This window comes from Nocardia sp. SYP-A9097 (genome assembly GCF_009649815.1).
In the GTDB taxonomy this organism is placed as follows: Bacteria; Actinomycetota; Actinomycetes; order Mycobacteriales; family Mycobacteriaceae; genus Nocardia.
The window spans coordinates 728479-745942 of record NZ_WJIC01000001.1 but is presented as its reverse complement, the minus strand read 5'-3'; the positions used below and the strand labels follow the sequence as shown (position 1 = coordinate 745942).

Annotated in this window: 19 protein-coding genes; 10 read left to right on the top strand and 9 right to left on the bottom strand. The window is 65.6% G+C overall.

What is annotated here, in order from left to right:
• Positions 1-12: 12 nt before the first annotated feature.
• Both macS and GFY24_RS03355 read right to left on the bottom strand, forming a co-directional pair.
• On the bottom strand, positions 13-1227 hold the full coding sequence (macS, locus tag GFY24_RS03360) for a MacS family sensor histidine kinase (protein WP_153803395.1): 1215 nt from the start codon (positions 1225-1227) through the stop codon (positions 13-15).
• A complete protein-coding gene (locus tag GFY24_RS03355; protein ID WP_375335995.1) occupies positions 1169-2434 on the bottom strand; it encodes an AI-2E family transporter in 1266 nt (421 codons plus the stop codon). The genes macS and GFY24_RS03355 overlap by 59 nt, the downstream gene beginning before the upstream one ends.
• A gap of 319 nt (positions 2435-2753) precedes the next feature.
• Between GFY24_RS03355 and GFY24_RS03350 the strand changes: the two genes are divergently transcribed.
• From GFY24_RS03350 to GFY24_RS03340, 3 genes are read left to right on the top strand one after another with little or no spacing between them, the layout of a single operon-like run.
• The gene (locus GFY24_RS03350; RefSeq protein ID WP_153803562.1) at positions 2754-4271 is read left to right on the top strand and encodes an adenylate/guanylate cyclase domain-containing protein; all 1518 of its coding nucleotides are present in this window, start codon (positions 2754-2756) and stop codon (positions 4269-4271) included.
• Between the two features lie 4 nt (positions 4272-4275).
• Entirely contained in the window at positions 4276-5412 is a 1137-nt protein-coding gene (locus GFY24_RS03345; protein WP_309230385.1) for a YbhN family protein, read from the top strand.
• A 55-nt stretch (positions 5413-5467) separates the two neighbouring features.
• Entirely contained in the window at positions 5468-5842 is a 375-nt protein-coding gene (locus GFY24_RS03340) for a DUF3054 domain-containing protein (protein WP_309230384.1), read from the top strand.
• Here GFY24_RS03340 and GFY24_RS03335 read toward each other — a convergent pair.
• A complete protein-coding gene (locus GFY24_RS03335; protein ID WP_153803394.1) occupies positions 5839-7515 on the bottom strand; it encodes an NTF2-like N-terminal transpeptidase domain-containing protein in 1677 nt (558 codons plus the stop codon). The two genes, GFY24_RS03340 and GFY24_RS03335, sit on opposite strands and share 4 nt — an antisense overlap.
• A gap of 329 nt (positions 7516-7844) precedes the next feature.
• Between GFY24_RS03335 and GFY24_RS03330 the strand changes: the two genes are divergently transcribed.
• Together GFY24_RS03330 and aroQ are read left to right on the top strand one after the other, a co-directional pair.
• Positions 7845-8441: a hypothetical protein gene (locus GFY24_RS03330; RefSeq protein WP_153803393.1), complete on the top strand. Its 597-nt coding sequence runs from the start codon at positions 7845-7847 to the stop codon at positions 8439-8441.
• A 36-nt stretch (positions 8442-8477) separates the two neighbouring features.
• Positions 8478-8918, top strand: a complete 441-nt coding sequence (gene aroQ, locus GFY24_RS03325) for a type II 3-dehydroquinate dehydratase (protein WP_153803392.1) — start codon at positions 8478-8480, stop codon at positions 8916-8918.
• Between the two features lie 143 nt (positions 8919-9061).
• Here aroQ and GFY24_RS03320 read toward each other — a convergent pair whose 3' ends face one another.
• The gene (locus tag GFY24_RS03320) at positions 9062-9934 is read right to left on the bottom strand and encodes an NAD(P)-dependent oxidoreductase (protein ID WP_153803391.1); all 873 of its coding nucleotides are present in this window, start codon (positions 9932-9934) and stop codon (positions 9062-9064) included.
• 177 nt (positions 9935-10111) lie between these two features.
• Here GFY24_RS03320 and GFY24_RS03315 point away from each other — a divergent pair, with 177 nt between their 5' ends.
• Positions 10112-10429, top strand: coding sequence for a helix-turn-helix domain-containing protein (locus GFY24_RS03315; protein ID WP_153803559.1), 318 nt, complete (start codon positions 10112-10114; stop codon positions 10427-10429).
• Positions 10430-10520: 91 nt separating this feature from the next.
• Here GFY24_RS03315 and GFY24_RS03310 read toward each other — a convergent pair whose 3' ends face one another.
• Positions 10521-11633: a glycerate kinase gene (locus GFY24_RS03310; protein ID WP_309230383.1), complete on the bottom strand. Its 1113-nt coding sequence runs from the start codon at positions 11631-11633 to the stop codon at positions 10521-10523.
• Positions 11634-11744: 111 nt separating this feature from the next.
• On the opposite strand from GFY24_RS03310, the gene GFY24_RS03305 reads away from it, so the two are divergent.
• Positions 11745-12074, top strand: coding sequence for a GNAT family N-acetyltransferase (locus tag GFY24_RS03305; RefSeq protein WP_153803389.1), 330 nt, complete (start codon positions 11745-11747; stop codon positions 12072-12074).
• Here the strand turns inward: GFY24_RS03305 and GFY24_RS03300 are convergent.
• Positions 12068-12829 (bottom strand): 1-acyl-sn-glycerol-3-phosphate acyltransferase, encoded by a 762-nt coding sequence (locus tag GFY24_RS03300; RefSeq protein ID WP_153803388.1) that lies wholly within the window; start codon positions 12827-12829, stop codon positions 12068-12070. The two genes, GFY24_RS03305 and GFY24_RS03300, sit on opposite strands and share 7 nt — an antisense overlap.
• Positions 12830-13059: 230 nt before the next feature.
• Here GFY24_RS03300 and GFY24_RS03295 point away from each other — a divergent pair, with 230 nt between their 5' ends.
• The 3 genes from GFY24_RS03295 to GFY24_RS03285 are packed head-to-tail and all read left to right on the top strand — an operon-like array spanning position 13060 to position 14938.
• Positions 13060-13674: a YqgE/AlgH family protein gene (locus GFY24_RS03295; RefSeq protein WP_309230382.1), complete on the top strand. Its 615-nt coding sequence runs from the start codon at positions 13060-13062 to the stop codon at positions 13672-13674.
• A gap of 47 nt (positions 13675-13721) precedes the next feature.
• Positions 13722-14228 carry a sigma-70 family RNA polymerase sigma factor gene (locus GFY24_RS03290; RefSeq protein ID WP_153803386.1) on the top strand — a complete coding sequence of 169 codons (507 nt, stop codon included), beginning with the start codon at positions 13722-13724 and terminating at the stop codon, positions 14226-14228.
• Positions 14225-14938 carry an anti-sigma factor gene (locus GFY24_RS03285; protein WP_153803385.1) on the top strand — a complete coding sequence of 238 codons (714 nt, stop codon included), beginning with the start codon at positions 14225-14227 and terminating at the stop codon, positions 14936-14938. The genes GFY24_RS03290 and GFY24_RS03285 overlap by 4 nt, the downstream gene beginning before the upstream one ends.
• A gap of 60 nt (positions 14939-14998) precedes the next feature.
• Here GFY24_RS03285 and GFY24_RS03280 read toward each other — a convergent pair whose 3' ends face one another.
• The 3 genes from GFY24_RS03280 to GFY24_RS03270 all read right to left on the bottom strand — a co-directional run bounded on the left by GFY24_RS03280 (position 14999) and on the right by GFY24_RS03270 (position 17364).
• A complete protein-coding gene (locus GFY24_RS03280; RefSeq protein WP_153803384.1) occupies positions 14999-15772 on the bottom strand; it encodes an ABC transporter permease in 774 nt (257 codons plus the stop codon).
• Positions 15769-16728 (bottom strand): ATP-binding cassette domain-containing protein, encoded by a 960-nt coding sequence (locus GFY24_RS03275; protein ID WP_153803383.1) that lies wholly within the window; start codon positions 16726-16728, stop codon positions 15769-15771. Before GFY24_RS03275 ends, GFY24_RS03280 begins: the two co-directional genes overlap by 4 nt.
• 120 nt (positions 16729-16848) lie before the next feature.
• Positions 16849-17364: an EXLDI protein gene (locus GFY24_RS03270; protein ID WP_153803382.1), complete on the bottom strand. Its 516-nt coding sequence runs from the start codon at positions 17362-17364 to the stop codon at positions 16849-16851.
• Between the last annotated feature and the right edge of the window lie 100 nt (positions 17365-17464).

The window sequence follows — 17464 nt, the reverse complement described above, 5'->3', positions numbered from 1 at the left end:
GATGGGCTCCCATTATCGATCCTGCCGGGGTACCCGGAATTCCCATTCGGCTCCGGAGCCTTCCTCGCCCTCGAAGAGCAGTTGCGCGGTGCCGTTGAGAGCGGCGATGCGGCCGATAATGGAGCGTGAAACACCCATGCGGCCTTGCCCTTCGGCTTCCGAGAGTCGTCCGGGAAGGATGCCGGGGCCGTCGTCGCGCACGCTGACAATGAGTTCCTCGCCGGTATCCTCCAGCAGCACATAGGCTTTCGCACCGGATCCGGCGTGCTGGACGACATTGGCGAGGGCGGCGGCCACCGCGGCGGAGATCTCCCGGGCCTCGAATCGGCCGATGGGTACGGGTTCGCCGGGGGTGGAGATGAGTACGGATGGGGTGGCCTGCGCGGTGAGCAGTGGTCGCAGATCCTGTTCCACGCCACCGGTATCCGCGCGCCCGCCCTGTTCGGAGAGCAGCACCCGCAGGGCGACCTCCTGCTCCCCCGCGCGCTGCGCCAATTCCGCTGTGGGCCCGCCGATTTCCACGCCACGCCGCTTGATATAGCTGAGCACCTGCAGGACGCCGTCGTGCACTTCCCGTGCGAGTCGTTCGCGTTCCTGCGCGGCCGCGGTGAGTCGTACCGCGCGCTGTAATTGCTGCTGTGCACGGCGAGCGGTGTTGGAGGCCAAGCCGATTGCGAGTCCGACCGATACCAGCACGGGTGCGGTGGCATCGCGCCACAGGTCCATTTCCCACTGCGCCCGCGCGCTGACCATGGCGGTGGCGATCAGCAATCCGGAGCAGACGCCGCCGAACGGTCCCCACATGATCGCCGCGGACATCACGGCATTGGCGGCCCACAATGTGGTCGGCAGCGTCTGATGCCCGTGATACCAGTCGTATTCGGCCACCAGCCGGGTCGCGAAGATGAGTGCGATAACGACCAGGTGATCGCCGATCACCACCGCCGTGCGCACTTCACGGACATTGTGAATTCGCCACTGTGACAGCAGAATCGCGGATACACCCGACCACACCGCCATGAGTGCGATGAGCACCCAGCTCAGTCGCTGATCGGTGTAGTGCGGTACCGAGGCGAACTGCTGCCCGATGGCGTACAGCAGGGTGACGAGCCGAAAAGCCTGCGCGGCCCGCCACAGTGGCGCGGTCGCGGCGTCGGATGCGCCGGGTTCAGTCCGCGGAGTCACCGGTGGCACTCGCGGGAGGCTCGTCGGCTGCCGGCTTGTCATCCGATTTGCCTGTGGGAGCGGTTAATTGGAAGCGTCCCTCATCAGGCGAGTCCGGTTCGGCGCTGTACATGGGTTTGTGTGGGTCACCGGTGTGCAGTTCCTGATAGAGCTCGTCCGGGGAGTCCGCGAGCAGTGAGCGGATCGCGGTGTTCAGGACCGCCACGAACGGTACGGCGAGCAGACCACCCGCGATTCCGGCCAGCACCACACCCGCCGCGATGGCGAGCACGACGGCGAGCGGGTGGATGCGCACCGCGCGCCCCATCAGAAGTGGTTGCAGCACATGCCCTTCCAGCTGCATGACCGCGATGGTGATGCCGAGCACGATGAAGGCGGTGACGAAACCCTTGGTCATGAGCGCGATGAACACCGCCACCGAGCCCGCGATGAAGGAGCCGATAATCGGGATGAACGCGCCGATGAAGACCAGCGAGGCCAGCGGAAGTGCCAGCGGCACACTGAGAATCGCCAGACCGGAGCCGATGCCGATGGCGTCGACGGCCGCCACCAGGACGGTGGCGCGCACGAATCCGGTGAGGCTGCCGAAGCCGAGTCGCCCTGCGGTGCGGACGCGTTCGCGCTGCCGGGTGGGAATGATCTTGGTGACGAAGGTCCAGATCTGATCGCCGCCGTAGACGAAGAAGATCAGGATGAACAGCGTCAGGAAGGTCCCGGTGAAGAACTCGCCGATGACGGTCGCGGTGGTCAGCGCCCCATTGGTGAGCGTGTCCTGATTGGATTCGATGGTCTTGACAATGGTGTCGCCCGCATTGCGAATCTGCTCGTTGGACATGTGCAGTGGACCGTTGATCAGCCAGTCCTGGATCTGGTGCACCGAGGTCTTGAACTCGTCGGACAGCTGCGGCACACCGGTGACGAACTGTTCGACGACGAAGGTCATGATCCCGGCGAGCAGTCCGATCGATCCGACCAGCGCGACGAACACACCGAGCGAGCGTGGCACCCCGAGCCGCTGCATCCAATCCACCAGCGGCGAAAGCAATGCCGCCCCGAGCAGTGCGATGGACAAGGGAATCGTCACGGTGGAGAGCCGGTGCGCCATCCACGCCACCGCGTAGATCGCCGCGAGAATAATCAGCAGCCGCCAACACCATTCGGCACTCTCTCGAACCAGCGGGTGCACCGCATCAGCAGCGGGCCGCCGAGTCTTGCCCGGTCTACCGGATTGGCTGGACTCCGCCTGCACGTCACTCACGCCGCGAGCCTACTGCTCCTGCGCCTCTCCGCACCTTCGGCGCACGGCCTGGGAGCCGTTCACCGTTGGCGACGAGCGGCGGTCGGAGCCCAACCGATTCCGGACGTACCCCGGGAGTTACCCCAACCGCACGAGATCGGTTGTCACGTTCGGTCTTCAACCCGGGTTCGCTCGAAATCGGTCCGGTCCGAGCAGCTTCTACGCTTCCGCAATGGTCAGCGGATTTCCAGCCGTGCGCCAAGATCATGCGGGAGGCGGGGGAGCTAGATTGGTGATCGTGTCAGCGCCCCTGGAAGCGGTCAAACAGACCATGCGAACTCGCTGGCCGCTGTACCTCGCATCGATGCTCGCGGCCAATGCGTTCGGTGCCGTGCTGGTGTGGGCGTTCATCCAGTACGGGCTGCCCGTTCCGGAAGACGGCTCGAGTGCGACACGGCAGACGGGATTGCTGCTTCCGGCACTCGTATTCATTGTCGGTGGATTGCTGAGTTTGACCGCGTCGGCGCTGATGCTGCGGCCGGTGATGCGGTGGCAGGTGCGGGGTGGGCCGCCGAGTCGGCAGGAGCAGATGGCGGCGTTGCACGCTCCGCTGCGGCAGTCGATCGTGCATCTGGTGTTGTGGCTGGTGGGCGGTGCGGTGCTGGCGTCGGTGATCATTGTGCGCACACCGCAGCTGGCGGCGGCGGTAATCGTCACCGAATGTATGGCCGCCACCATTGTTTTCGGCTTCACGTACATGTTGGGTGAGCGCATTCTGCGGCCGGTGGCGGCGGAGGCGCTGACCGTCGGGGCGTTCGATCACACGCTCACCGCGGGCGTCGGCACCCGGATGGCCATGACGTGGGGTATGGGTACTTTCGCCCCGGTAATCGCGATTGTGCTGTTGTGTGTCACGCAGATTTCCTCGCGCGTTCAGTTTTCCGCGCAGTCGCTGGCGGTGTCGATTCTGCTGTTGTGCGGTGTGGTGATCATGCAGGCGCTGGCGCTTTCCATGCTCACCGCGGCGAGTATTTCCGATCCGATTCGCCAGCTCAGCCAGGCCATTGATCGCGTGCAGGAAGGCGCGCGCGATGTGCAGGTGGAGGTTTTCGACGGTTCGGAAATCGGGCTGCTACAGGTTGGCTTCAACCGAATGATGGGTGAAGCGGCGAAACGTCGCGAACTACAGGAACTGTTCGGCCGCCATGTCGGTGAGGACGTGGCGCGGCGCGCACTGGAGTACGGCACCGAACTCGGTGGTGAAACACGATTTGTGGCGGTGTTGTTCGTCGATATGGTGGGCTCCACCGCGACCGCCGCGGAACGTCCGCCGACCGAAGTGGTCAGCCTGCTCAATGAGTTCTTCCGCATCGTGGTGGATGTGATCGACCGGCACCACGGATTGATCAATAAATTCATGGGTGATGCCGCACTGGCCATCTTCGGCGCTCCGCTGGACCGCCCGGATGCGCCCACCGCGGCCCTGGCCGCCGCCCGTGAGCTGCGCGAAGCCCTGCGTGAGGTGCCCGGACTGGATATCGGTATGGGTGTTTCGGCGGGTCTGGCGGTGGCCGGGAATATCGGTGGCGCAAATCGTTTCGAGTACACCGTGATCGGCGACCCGGTCAATGAGGCTTCCCGCCTCACCGAACTCGCCAAGGACCGCCCGGAACGCGTGCTCACCTCCAGTAGCGCACTGTATTTCGCCGATGCGAACGAACAGCGCCATTGGGAAACGGGAGAAGAAGTTCAGTTGCGTGGCCGCCGCCGGAAAACACGTCTGGCCTGGCCTAAACAAACTGTCGACCCCACGGATGCAGACGAGGCCACCGCCGGTTCGTTAGGGTGAGGTTGTGACGGCCCATGGTGAGCTGGCCGGCGAACCTGCGCCGCCCGCGGAGAACTCGCGCCGCGGCAGGTTCTGGTGGGCCAAATGGGTTCTCGGTGCCGCGCTGCTGAGTCTGCTGATTTCCGAAGGTTTTTATCTATATCCGCGGCTGCACGAATCGTGGAAGAACCTCACCGAAATCCATTGGGGTTGGGTGGTGGCCTGCGTGTTTATGCAGGCGTTTTCCATGAGCGGATTCGGCCGTATCCAGAAGCAACTGCTGCACGCCGGCGGGGTGGAGGTGAGCCAGCGTAAATCGGTGACCGTGGTGTACGGGGCCACCGGTATGGCGCTGACGCTGCCCGCGGGACAGGTGTTCTCCACCGCGTTCACCTACCGGCAGATGCGCCGCTGGGGTGCGAGCCCGATTGTGGCGTCCTGGCAGCTGGTCATGTCCGGGGTGGTGGCGACCGCCGGGTTGACGCTGCTGGGCGTGTTCGGTGCGGTGCTGGGCGGGGATCGGATCGGTCCGACGAAGGTGATCCTGTCGCTCGGCGCGGTGGCGGGACTGGTCTGGGCGTTCAATTATGTGTCCCGGCATCCGGGGACCATCGAGTCGGTGCTGCATCGAATCCTGCATCTGATCAACAGGATTCGGCACAAGCCGGTGGATGCCGGCAAGGAGAAGGTCGGCGAGATCCTGGATCAGCTGGAGTCGGTGGATCTGGGCAAGAAGGATGGCGCGCTGGTCGCCGGGTGGGCGCTGGTGCATCGGCTCGCCGATGTGGCCTGCCTGGGCGCGGCCTGTTACGCGGTGGGCGCGGATCCCCGGCTGGCGGGGCTCATGCTGGCCTTCGCGGCCGGAAAAGCGGTGGGCACCATCCCCTTCGCGCCCGGCGGCATCGTGTACGTGGATGCCACCCTGATCTATTCGCTGACCGCGGCGGCGGGACTGCCCGCGGCGCAGGCGGTGGCGGCCGCGTTCCTGTATCGGCTGGTCAGCTTTATTCTGGTGGCGATTATCGGCTGGATCGTCTTCCTGTTCCTGTTCCGTAAGCCGCAGGCCGATGACGCCGAGTACGAGAAGGAATTCGAGCAGCGCGGTGGCACCCCGCTGATCACCGATCGCCGCCGCCCGAATACTCCGCCCGCCGAGTCCTGACCGCCGGGAGTGTCCCTGCGCGGGCGCGCCCGGGCGGCCCGTTAACCTGTGGCCCGTGAAGAAACTGGTGCCGTTCGGAGTCGATGCCGTGCTGGTGATCGTGTTCTGCGCGATCGGCCGGCGCAGTCATGACGAGGCGGTGCTCGCCGGCATGCTGCGTACGGTGTGGCCGTTCGGCACCGGCCTGGTGCTGGGCTGGGTGATCGCCATCGCGGTCGCCGGGCGCGAAGGTGCCGGTGCCGCAAAACCTTTCGACGGTCGCGCGGTGTGGCCGACCGGTGTGATCGTCTGGCTCAGCACGCTGATCGTCGGCATGCTGCTGCGCGTGGTGAGCGGGCAGGGCATTGCCTTCAGCTTCATCATCGTGGCCGCGACCGCGCTGGCCCTGTTCCTGCTGGGCTGGCGGGTGGCCATGAAGGCGCTGCGCTAGTCCGGAGTCGCCAGTGCCTGCAGTAGCCGCGCCGCCATGCGCGAGGTGGCGTCCGCGCTGTCCACATCGTCGATGTGAATGGCGAAGGCCAGATCACCCATGGTGGCGATGAGCCAGCCGTTACTGCCCGCGGTGGCCGCGTACGCCTGCACACCCTGATACCGGTTGAGGCTGACCAACTCCGGCGCCCCGGCGCCCTCGCGGAGCATGGTGCGCAGCCGGTCGGTGACATCGCCGGGCAGTGCGGGCAGGTCGGCCTCGGTGGTGGCGGGCACGCCGATGGTGATCATCGGCTTGGGCACCTGGCCGTTGGCGATGGCGGCGGCCGCGATGGCCATCCCCCACGGACTGGCCAGCAGTGAGTCGGCGGCATTACCGCGCCCGACCTGTTCGGCGGCGTTCTTTCCGGAGGGCAGGCGACCGGTGGTCTCGTCCAGGCCGGGCACCTTGAAGTCGAGGCCGACGCCGAGCTGGCTCGCCGCCTCGGCCGCGTCGCCGACCGAAACATCCTGTGGCGCTTTCTTCTTGGTGAGCGCGGCCATGTTCTTGAAGAGTTCGATCATGCCGCCGACCGGGTACAGCCCGGTGAAGGCGACCGATCCGTGCTCACTGGCCTGACTGTTCTGCGCGACCGCGACGACCGCACCGCTGGACGGTTGAATCGCCACGATGGAGGACGGCGTGCCGACGCTCACCACGGCGTCCTCGGCGGCGCGCTGCAGCCGCTGATCCATGGTGCCCGGAATATCGGGTCCGGGTGGGCCCTGTTCACCGGCGAGCTGGGTGACGAGAGTGCCGTCGGGTTCGAAGAGTTGGACGCCCCAGCCGGCGCGCTGATCATTGTTGTCCTGCCACACCTTGCGCATGGAGTCCAGCAGCGGCGACCAGACGCGGCGGTCGGCGGAGATGAGCCGGGGCTGCTTCTCCAGCACCACACCCGGGATGGCGGCCATCCTGGGTTCGAGGATCGCGAAGTCACCGTCGCGCAGGTTGACCGCCACGATGGGCTTGCCCTGTGAGGCCGACAGTTGTTGCAGCAGTACCGGTCCGGTGATCAGTGGGGCAACCGGTTCGATGGCGGCAGCCAGGGCATTGCTGGAGCCGACCACATCACCGGTCTTGGTGGGATCGAGTTTGACGACATTGATGGTCTGCTCGGTCATGAGCGGCGTGCCGACAATATCGTTCACGTGCGGGGCCGGTGCGGCGTAGGTGCGCACGAGTTTGACGCTGCGTTTGCTGTCGAGCTGCGGAACGATCAGGGTCGGGTCCCACGAAATGCGCCAGCCCACGCTGAGTTTGCGGATGGTGCCCGGTATGTCGTACTTCCAGTCGCGTTTGTCGCCGAAGTTCCAGGCCGCGGTCATGCTGAACATGCCGGTATTGGCGTCGAGCGCGATGAACTGGGTCACGTGGTAGTCAGATTTGCCCGGTTGGAGTCCGCTGAAAACTTGCTTCAGCGTTGCCGTGGCACCGTTCGGGTAGGACGTCAGCCGTGCCGCGCCCTCATAGTCCTGTTTGTCGAGCAAGGTGGTGAATCGCTCGACTACCGCCTCCGCACCCGTCGATCGCTCCCGGAAAGCGCACGACCCCATCGCAATCGCGACGGCCAGCACCACCGCGAGCACGATCGCGCCACGAATCCGGAAGCGGCGGGATCCCCACACATCCATATCGCCCACTCTTCACTCTTGCCACATCAGCAACAGGACCACGGTACCGCGTTCAAAACACTCGCGGTGCCACCTTTCCACGAGGCGTATACGCATTGAGCACCACCATAGTGCCGATTTCGGTCAGCAGGGACCAGTTACATGATCACCGGTCGGTTACGACGCCCGGCATATTCGCGCCTTCGATGACTACCCCGTGACGCGGTTGCGCAACCGCGCTGGGCATTGTCCCGAAGCCTGTTCTCCGAGAGCGGAATCCAATCCGACGGAATGAACGTAACGTTGTAATCAGTATTACAAACACCGGACAGCAAGTGAGAGTGACCGATATGAAGTACGGACACCGCGGCCGCGAATTCGGCCGCCCCGGCGGCTGGCAGCAGGCCGATCTCCCCGATGCCGCGGACGCCGCGGACTGGTTCGCCGGAAGATTGCCAGCCGACTGGTTCACCGGACCCGCAACCCTGGAAATCGATCGCGACGAAATCGTCGTGGTCGGCGAACTCCCCCTTCCCACCGCCGAAACCGCCGACGCCGACGCCCCTGCCGAGGCTCCCGCCGAAGTACCCAGGGCCACCCGCGAGGGCCTGGTCTCCCGCTTCCGGGAATCCACCCGCCCCGCCCGCATGCAGATCGCCCAGGAGGCGCAGGCCCGCTACGGCCGCAGCGTCGCCTGGGGTGTGCGGGTCGGCGATGAACGAATCCTCTTCACCCACCTGGCCGTTCCGGTCATGACCCGGCTCCGCCAGCCCGAGCGCAAGGTGCTGGACACCCTCATCGACGCGGGCGTGGCCCGCTCCCGCTCCGACGCGCTGGCCTGGACGGTCAAGCTCGCCGGCAAGCACGCCGAGGAGTGGCTCGAAGAACTCCGCGGCGCCATGCGCAAGGTCGACGACCTGCGCTCGGAGGGCCCGCGCGGGCTCTGAGCCGCAATGCGGTGGCAAGGCAATAGGATCGGACCCATGGCTGACACCGTGGGTCCGATCCTGGTTTTGAACGGTCCTAACCTCAACATGCTCGGCATTCGGCAGCCTGAGGTGTATGGATCGGACACGCTCGAAGACATTGTCGAGTTGTGCAACAGGACGGCCGCCCGGTTCGGCCGCGAGGTCAATACGTTCCAGTCGAATTCCGAAGGCGCACTGATCGACCGGATCCACGCCGCCCGGCGCGAGGAATCCGGAATCGTCATCAACCCCGGCGGCCTCACCCACACCTCGGTCGCCCTACGCGACGCCCTGGTCATCCCCGAGGTGCCGATCGTGGAGGTGCACATCAGCAATGTGCACGCCCGCGAGGAGTTCCGCCACCACTCCTACGTCTCCCCCATCGCCACCGCCGTCATCGCCGGCATGGGCATCCAGGGTTACGCCGCGGCGATCGAATTCCTCGCCACCCGCTGACCGCACTCAGCTCTGGTTCACGCGCTGCACCATACGAATCGCGACGAACCCGGACCCGAGAATCGCGATCACGCCGAACCCGAGCTTGAACCACCCGTGCCGTGCCGAACTCGCGCGGCATGCTTTCCGCCGGGGTCCGCACCTCAGTCGCGCCCGCGCAGCACCCGGTACACCGGTACGGCCTCGCCCTTCGCATCGGTGGCGGCAATTGCTTTGCGCCACAACGACTGTGCGGAACGCGAGAGCGTCGCGTCCACGCCTGCCTCTTCGCTGGCGTCGATAATGTGTTGTGCGCCCGCGTCCATCATGACCAGCTGGGAGCGTTCGCCCCAGCCACCGGCCTTGGCGGCGGCGGAGAAATCGGCCATGAAGTAGGGGAACGCCTCATTGGAGCGCAGCGCGAACGGCAGGAAGTGGTCGATGTCGTTGCCGGAGTTGGCGATCAGTGCCAGTGCCTGGTCGAAGGCCAGCATCCACGGATGGAAGATGATCAGGAGCGCCTGGTAGAAGACCTGTGCCAGACCGTCATCCGCGCCCAGGTACTCCTGGGGGCTGAGCGGGCGTAGCAGTTCGGCGTGCGTGTCGAAGACCGTGCGCGGGCCGCTGTAGAAGATGTACGAGGCCGGGTGCTCGATATTGTCGCCCGCCGACATGACGCCGCCGGAGAGGAATTGCGCGCCGTGCGAGCGCACCCAGGCCGCGCCCTTGCGGGTGATCTCGGGGGAGTCCGAGGACAGGTTGGCGATCACCTTGCCCGCCAAATGGGCTGTGGCCGAACCGAGTACGTCGTACATGGCGGCATAGTGGGTGAGGCTGAGCACAGTGAGCTCGTTGGCGTCCAGGGCCTCGGCGACAGTGGCGGCCGGCTTCGCGCCGAGCTCGACCATGGCATCGACCCTGGCGGGGCTGCGATTCCAGACGGTCACCTCGACACCGGCCTGCAGGAAGGCACGGACCATCGCCTGGCCCATGGGCCCCAGGCCGATGACGGAGACGGAATCGCGCTGATCAGACATGATGTGTCCCTTCGAATTCCCGCCGGATCGGTTTCGGCGGCGGATTCGATGGTGGCCACGATCGGTAGCCTCGGGAAGACCGCACGTTCGGGTGGGGTTGCTTACCTGAAGGTTGGAAATACGGTCGGGAGGGGCGCATTGAACGAGTCCGGTGACGCGGATCACGCGGTCTGTGGCATGTCCATCGCCATTGATGTGGTCGGCGGGAAATGGAGGTTGCACCTGATGTGGGTGCTGGGTGATGGCCCGGTGCGCTTCGGCGAAATCCGGCGACTGCTCACCGGCGTGAGCGAGAAGGTGCTCGCCGAGAACCTGCGCCACCTCGAGGCATCCGGGGTGGTGCATCGCGAGATCTACCCGGAAGTCCCACCGCGCGTGGAGTACTCGCTCACACCGCTCGGCGAGCGGCTGAATCTGGCGCTGCGGCCGCTCGAGCAGTGGGGCGATGAGCATCGCGGCGAGATCCTGGGCCGCCCGCTCACCGCGACGGCATGAGAGCTGGAGCCTCCACAATCCAACGGCGAGTGTGCAATCGGGGCGCGGGCCTGCGGCGTGTCACCGCCGTGAGTGCACACTCGCGCGAGAGCTACCGGGTGAGGCGCTCGCCGATGCACTCCAGGAGGGCGGCGGCATCGCTCATGCAGCGGGCGGGGTCGGGTTCCAGGTCGGTGAGGGCATAGGCGGCGGCAAAACCGTTGTCGCGCAGTTGCTCCGGCGTGAGCTGGAGCCGCCCGGACACGGCCACGACCGGGATTCCGGCGCGGTGCGCGGCCTGAGCGACGCCCATCGGGGCCTTGCCGTGCAGGCTTTGCGCGTCGAGTGAACCTTCGCCGGTGACCACCAGATCGGCTCCCGCGAGCTGTGCCGGGAAGTCCACCAGGTCGAGTACCACGTCGATACCCGAGCGCGGGACCGCGCCGAGCACGGCCATGGCCCCGAAACCGGTGCCACCCGCCGCACCGGCACCGGGCTTGTCCGCCCATTCGTGGCCGATGAGTATCGCCCAATTCGCCAGGGCCGCTTCGAGAATCGCGACCTGTTCGGGGCTCGCGCCTTTCTGCGGGCCGTACACCGCCGCGGCACCGTTCGGACCGAGCAGCGGGTTGTCCACATCGCTGGCGAGGGTGATGCGGGTATCGGCCAGTCCCGGATGCAGTCCGCTGCGATCCACTCGATCGTCGTCGCCGAGAAACGTTCCATTGCAAGGTAATTCGGTGCCGAATGCATCCCTGATACGCAGTCCGAGTGCCTGCAGCATGCCCGCGCCGCCGTCGGTGGACGCGCTGCCGCCGAGGCCGAGCACGATATCGCGTACGCCGTTGTCCAGCGCGTGCGCAATGACCACGCCGAGTCCGTACGTGCTCGCGCCCAGCGGATCAGGTTGTCCACCGGGCAGTTTCACCAGACCGACCACGGCCGCCAACTCGATTACGGCGGTGTCGCCGCGCCTGGCGTAGGCCGTGTATACCGGTTCGCCGGTCGGACCGGGGGCCTCCAGCGGCACCCGCTCCCACCCCGCCGCGAGAAAGGCGTCGACCGTCCCGTCCCCGCCGTCGGCGACCGGCAACTGTCGCACCAGCGTGCCGGGCGCGGCGCGTTCGATGCCCGCCGCCAGGGCAGCCGCCACCTGAGCAGCGGTGAGTGAGCCTTTGAATTTGTCCGGGGCGAGGATCACCCGGCGCGGTCCGGCATGTGTCACCCCCACAGTGTGATCACTATTCGCCGTAGTGGCAGGTCCAGCCGCGACACGCCGGAGCACCGGATTACAGATACGGACAAATAGCCTGGGCAAACGGGTTAGCGTCGCACCATGTCGAGTGAGTCGAACGCGTCCGTCGAGGTCCGCAAGAATGCCGCACTTGATCGCTTCGAGCTGTATGTCGATGGCATGCTCGCGGGTGTGGCGGCGTATCAGGACACCGCCAATGAGCGCGCCTTCATACACACCGAGATCTATCCACAGCATGAGGGCCTGGGATTCGGCCGCAAGCTCGTGCAGGGTGCGCTCGATCAGACCCGCGATACCGGCTACGGCATTCTGCCCATGTGCCCGATGGTGCACCATTTCGTGGAATCCCGGCCGGAGTACCTCACGCTGGTGCCGCACTGGTCGAGGGAGCGGCTGAATCTGCCTCAGTAGGCCGTGACCGCCCCGTCCAATGCGCTCTGCAAGTCGTCGTGGACCAGGCGGGTGATCTCGGCGGGCTTACTCGGGAGCGCGGGTACCGGCATGCCGAAGTAGAAGCTCGCCGATTTGGCCTCCTCTTTGGTGGGCTCGACCGTGGGGTCGGGGCGTGGCCCGTAGCTGAGTCCGAGGCTCACCAGTACCGGGTCGGCCCCGAGCTTCTTGGCGCGGAAGGCGATGTGCCCGATACCGCTTCCCACCGTCTGCACCCGGGTGGGATCGACGTCATTGCAGGTGCCTTCGGGGAAGACCGCGATCCCGTCCCCGCGCGCCATCCGCTCGGCGCAGATATCGATCATGCGCTGTCCGGCGGCGTTCACCGCGCGCAGTCCGTGGTCCTTACCGCGGAATACCGGTATGCCACCCATCATGTCGATGCGCGATCGCAGCTCGGCGTCCAGGAACAGTTCGTCCTTGGCGAGCACCCTGGTCCGCCCGATCACCGGCCGCAGCGCACTGCGCCACGCGGCCGCCGCGACCGTGTACGGATCCAACTGGGAGAGGTGATTGACCGCGATCAGCAATGGCCGCTTCTGGGAGATCAACTCGCGCAGCCGTTCCCGAGCCCCCGGCGCGTACGAGATCCGCGGCCGATACCTGCGCCCCAGCAACCAGTACGCCGCCTTGGCCTTCAACAGGTTCTGCTGATGATCCCGATAGAAGTCGTACACCGCATCGCTGTTCTCGAGGACGACCTCCGGAGCTCCCATGCCGCCAGCTAACCATCAACGATCAGATACAACCAGCCGATGGTTCGCGGCCCGTCCGGGTTCTGGACTGAGTGGAGCGGGGGAGCGCAGCGGAGGAGCGGAGGGAGGGAGGGAAGGTTCCGGACTCTCACGGCATCCACCTCCCTGCGCCTGCCCGCGAACCCGCCCGCAGCGCAGCGGAGGGCAAATTAAACACAGCAATTGTGCTGTGCCGGTGCGATGATGGCTTGGTGGCACGCGCAGAGGAACACGGTGACCGTTCTCGACGCGAATTCCGGCATGAGGACCAGGTGGTTCGCCCTGGCACTCTGCTGGTGTCGGCGACGGACCTGGTGGAACCATCCTTCCGGCGCACCATTGTGTACATAATCGAACACAATGACGCGGGCAGTCTGGGTGTGGTGCTGAACCGCCCCAGCGATACCGCGGTGCACGATGTCCTACCGAATTGGGCGGATCTGGCCGCGTCCCCGCGCGCATTGTTTCTCGGCGGCCCGGTGAAACGCGATGCGGCCCTGTGCCTGGCGACGGTGAAGGTGGGCACCTCGTTCGCCGGAACTCCGGGCCTGCGCCGAGTGGACGGCCGGGTGGCCCTGGTCGACCTGGATTCGGATCCGGACACCATCGCCCCACTCGTGGAGGGCCTGCGTATCTTCGCCGGCTATGCCGGCTGGACCTTCGGGCAACTCGAAGGCGAATTGGATCGTGGCGACTGGATCGTGCTTTCGGCGCTCCCGACCGACCCACTCGCGGGCCGCGTCGATCTCTGGGCGCAGGTGCTGCGCCGCCAGCCGATGCCGTTATCGCTGCTCGCGACGCACCCTATCGAATTGGAACGAAACTGATCTGAACCGCGGCACGGTCTGTGTCGTGAAGGGTGCGGAGGTGACCGATGCCCGACGATCAGGCGGCGCTACTCCGTGTTCTCTACGAGGAGCACGCGGCCGCACTGTGGCGGTACACGTTCGGCCTGGTAGGTGATGCCGGGCGAGCCGAGGACATCGTTCAGGAAACGCTGCTGCGGGCTTGGCAGCGCCCGAATGTGCTGGATCAGTCCACCACCTCGGCGCGGGCCTGGCTCTTCACGGTGGCCCGTAACCTGGCGGTGGACGAGCATCGCAGTGCGCGCAGTCGGCGCGAGTTCCGGACGGACCATCCGCCGGAGGTGCCGACACCGGATCAGTCGGATCGTGCCCTGGACGGCTGGCTGGTCGCCGACGCCCTGGCGCGATTGAGCATCGATCACCGTGATGTCATCGTCCGCGCCTACTACCGGGGTCTGTCCACCGCTCAGATAGCGGGGGAGCTGGAGATTCCGGAGGGAACGGTGAAATCCCGTATGCACTACGGCATGCGGGCATTGCGATTGGTACTGCAGGAGATGGGGGTGACGAGATGACTGAGGGCCACGACCTCTGCGACGGCTACACCACGTGGGATGGGGCATACGTACTCGGCGCTCTCGCCCGGGACGAACGCCGTGAATACGAGGATCATCTGGCGAGCTGCGAGCACTGCCGCGCGGCGACGGCGAAACTGGCCGGACTGCCCGGACTGCTCGCGCTGGTCGATACCGAGACCGCGCTTTCCATTGCGGCACAGCAGGATCCGGCGACCGAGGTACCGCCTCCGCCGGAGCGCATGCTGCCCATCCTGGCCGAGCGGGCCGCGAAAAGGCAACGGCGGCGGCGATTTCTGTCCGTCGGCGGTGCGGTGGCGGCGGCCGCGGCGGCGGCCCTGATCGCGATACCGGTGACGGCCTCGGTGGTCGATCACGATCACCGCGGCACGTCGCAGGTGGTGGCGCAGGGACCGTTGCAGGCGCAGGTGGACACCCCGATCGTGGCGACCTTCAAACTGCTGTCGGTGAACGGTCAGACCCGCGTGGACATGTGGTGCAACTACCCGCGGTCCAATGAGATCTACGCCTGGCAGTTGTCGCTGTGGGTGGTGCGCGAGGACGGGACGCAGTCCAAACTCGCGGAGTGGACGGCGAAACCGGGTCAGGAGTTCACCCCGGACGGCACCACCTCGGCCGCACCCGGTCAGGTGAAGAATGTGCAGATCCGCAATGCCGCCGGCAAGGTGCTGCTGGCCGCCGGACTCTGAACGCACGAGGACGGCGCACCCGTGCCGGGTACGCCGTCTTCGCTTCGCGCAGTGTCGATTTCAGCTGGTCTTACGCTTGAAGGCCGAGGTGGACCAGAGGTATCCGACACCACCGAGCACCAGGCACCAGCCGACGGCGAGAATGCCGTTGTGGCCGATCTCGGAGCCCATCAACAGTCCGCGCAGGGTTTCGGTGATGGGGGTGAAGGGCTGGTATTCGGCGAACTGCTTCACACCGGCGGGCATGGTGTCGGTGGGTACCAGACCACTGCCGAAGAAGGGCAGCAGCAGGATCGGGGTCGGCATATTGCTGGCGCTCTCCGGGTTCGGCGCGATCACACCGAAGCCCGCACCGAGCCAGTTCAGCGCGAACAGGGTCAGGCCGATGAGTCCGAAGGCGGCCAGCCACTCCAGCACGTTCGCATGCGACCGGAAGCCGATCAGTACGGCCACCCCGGTCATGACGACGGTGCCCAGCAGACCCTGGATCAGGCTGCCCAGCACCGATCCGGTCAGGATCGAGGGCTGCGAGATGTGCATGGTGCGAAAGCGATTCACGATCCCCTTGGTCATATCGGTGGAGATGCCCACCGCGATGCCCGCGACCATGTACGCCGGAATGATCAGCATCATGCCGGGCGTGAGGTACTGGATGTACTTCTCGCCGCCGGTCGCGCCCTTGAGCGCACCACCGAAAATGTAGTTGAACATAAGCAGCATGACGATCGGCATCACCAGCATGCTGATGGTCATTGCCGGATACCGCTTGGCGTGCACCAGGTTTCGGCGCAGCATGGTCTTGGAATCGGTGAAAGTCATTGCGAGCGAGCTCATCGCGCGTTCTCCTTGTCGTTCTGGTGGCCGCCGGTGAGGGCGAGGAAGACGTCATCCAGGTCGGGGGTGTGCACGGACAGCCCCGCCGCTTCGATACGGGCGACGTCGAGGCGGTCGAGCACCTCACGCACCGAACGCACACCGCCGTCACTCGGGATGGCGAGGGTGAGATCACCGTTGACCTGCGTCGCATTGCCGAAAGCCTGTGCGGCGGCGGCGAGTTCGTCGCGATCGTGGAAATCGAGCTTGATGTACCCGCCCGGGACCATGCGCTTGAGCTGATCGGCCGTCCCCTCGGCGACCAGTCGGCCCTGATGCAGTACCGCGATACGGTCGGCCAGCTGATCGGCCTCGTCCAGGTACTGGGTGGTCAGGAAGATGGTGACCCCGCCCGCGACCAGATCGCGAATGATGTCCCACATGGCGCGGCGGCTGCGCGGATCCAGGCCGACGGTGGGCTCGTCCAGGAAGATGATGCGCGGATCGCCGACCAGGGTCATGGCCAGATCCAGGCGGCGGGTCATACCGCCGGAGTAGCTGGAGGCGACCTTGTCGGCGGCGTCCACCAGGTCGAACTTCTCCAGCAGATCCGCTGCGATACGGCGGCTTTCACCGCGCGGCAGCCGATGCAGGTCACCCATGAGTATGAGGTTCTCGCGGCCGGTGAGCAGTTCGTCCACGGCCGAGAACTGTCCGGTCACCCCGATGATCGAGCGCACGTTCTCGGGCTGGGTGGCGAGATCGTAACCGCCGACACCGATTTCGCCGCCGTCGGACTTGATCAGGGTGGACAGGATCTGCACGGTGGTGGTCTTGCCCGCGCCGTTCGGGCCGAGCAGGGAGAAGATGCTGCCCTGCGGGACGCTGAAGTCGATGCGGTCGAGCACGATGTGCTCACCGAAGGATTTGCACAGGCCCGCGACCTGTATCGCGGCCGGGGGGTAGGGGGTGTTCATGGGTGTCCCTCTCATCAATGGGTATGCATGAATGCATGGTTCGGCTGAGCCGTGTCCGCCGAGGCTTGCGGACAAAGCGGTTATTCAGTTGTGTGACAGTACTTTTGGGTTGAGGAATGATCAGATGTCGAGCTCTTCGATACTCGAGTGGTCGGCGGCATCGAGCACCCGGGCGTACAGGCGATCCGGGATCTTGTCCTTCATGTCCTCGATATTGTCGAAGACCTCGAAGTCGTAATCACCCCAATCCTGTTCGCCCAGACCGAGAAAGCGCCGCCACTGCTTCCAATCCTTGAGGGGATTGGTGTCGGCCGGGAATTCACTCCAGTTGGAGAAGTGGCTGTGCACCGCGAACGCGCCTTTGCGGGTGCGGTACACCCGAATGTCTTCGACGCGATGGTCGCCGACCTGGTGCCAGTGGCTCAGTAGGGCGCCGGAGAAACGAATCTGCCGGGTGCCCTCCTTCCCCACTTTGAGGACCACCTCTTCGTAGCCCTCGATGCGGCCTTCCTCGAGCTCGATGAAACGCCGCAGCGCCGTCACGATCGCGCCCGACAGATTTCCCCCCACCAGCTCTTGTGCTCGCTGAAACAGCTTGAGGTCCTCATCGGATACGTAGATCGTCTTGTTCGGCATGAGGCCAACTATACGTAGACGTATACATACATGGCAAGAGGTAGGCTGAAAACTCTCCGGACTTTCGGGGCCTCGTCCCCGAACCCCCGGTATGGAAGGC

What these genes read in the sequence shown, in the direction of transcription:
- GFY24_RS03275 (WP_153803383.1), bottom strand. Translation starts at nt 16,728, where the DNA reads ATGAACACCCCCTACCCCCCGGCCGCGATACAGGTCGCGGGCCTGTGC.
- GFY24_RS03350 (WP_153803562.1), top strand. Translation starts at nt 2,754, where the DNA reads ATGCGAACTCGCTGGCCGCTGTACCTCGCATCGATGCTCGCGGCCAAT.
- GFY24_RS03320 (WP_153803391.1), bottom strand. Translation starts at nt 9,934, where the DNA reads ATGTCTGATCAGCGCGATTCCGTCTCCGTCATCGGCCTGGGGCCCATG.
- aroQ (WP_153803392.1), top strand. Translation starts at nt 8,478, where the DNA reads ATGGCTGACACCGTGGGTCCGATCCTGGTTTTGAACGGTCCTAACCTC.
- GFY24_RS03305 (WP_153803389.1), top strand. Translation starts at nt 11,745, where the DNA reads ATGTCGAGTGAGTCGAACGCGTCCGTCGAGGTCCGCAAGAATGCCGCA.
- GFY24_RS03330 (WP_153803393.1), top strand. Translation starts at nt 7,845, where the DNA reads ATGAAGTACGGACACCGCGGCCGCGAATTCGGCCGCCCCGGCGGCTGG.
- GFY24_RS03315 (WP_153803559.1), top strand. Translation starts at nt 10,112, where the DNA reads ATGTCCATCGCCATTGATGTGGTCGGCGGGAAATGGAGGTTGCACCTG.
- macS (WP_153803395.1), bottom strand. Translation starts at nt 1,227, where the DNA reads ATGACAAGCCGGCAGCCGACGAGCCTCCCGCGAGTGCCACCGGTGACT.
- GFY24_RS03280 (WP_153803384.1), bottom strand. Translation starts at nt 15,772, where the DNA reads ATGAGCTCGCTCGCAATGACTTTCACCGATTCCAAGACCATGCTGCGC.
- GFY24_RS03290 (WP_153803386.1), top strand. Translation starts at nt 13,722, where the DNA reads ATGCCCGACGATCAGGCGGCGCTACTCCGTGTTCTCTACGAGGAGCAC.
- GFY24_RS03335 (WP_153803394.1), bottom strand. Translation starts at nt 7,515, where the DNA reads ATGGATGTGTGGGGATCCCGCCGCTTCCGGATTCGTGGCGCGATCGTG.
- GFY24_RS03270 (WP_153803382.1), bottom strand. Translation starts at nt 17,364, where the DNA reads ATGCCGAACAAGACGATCTACGTATCCGATGAGGACCTCAAGCTGTTT.
- GFY24_RS03300 (WP_153803388.1), bottom strand. Translation starts at nt 12,829, where the DNA reads ATGGGAGCTCCGGAGGTCGTCCTCGAGAACAGCGATGCGGTGTACGAC.
- GFY24_RS03285 (WP_153803385.1), top strand. Translation starts at nt 14,225, where the DNA reads ATGACTGAGGGCCACGACCTCTGCGACGGCTACACCACGTGGGATGGG.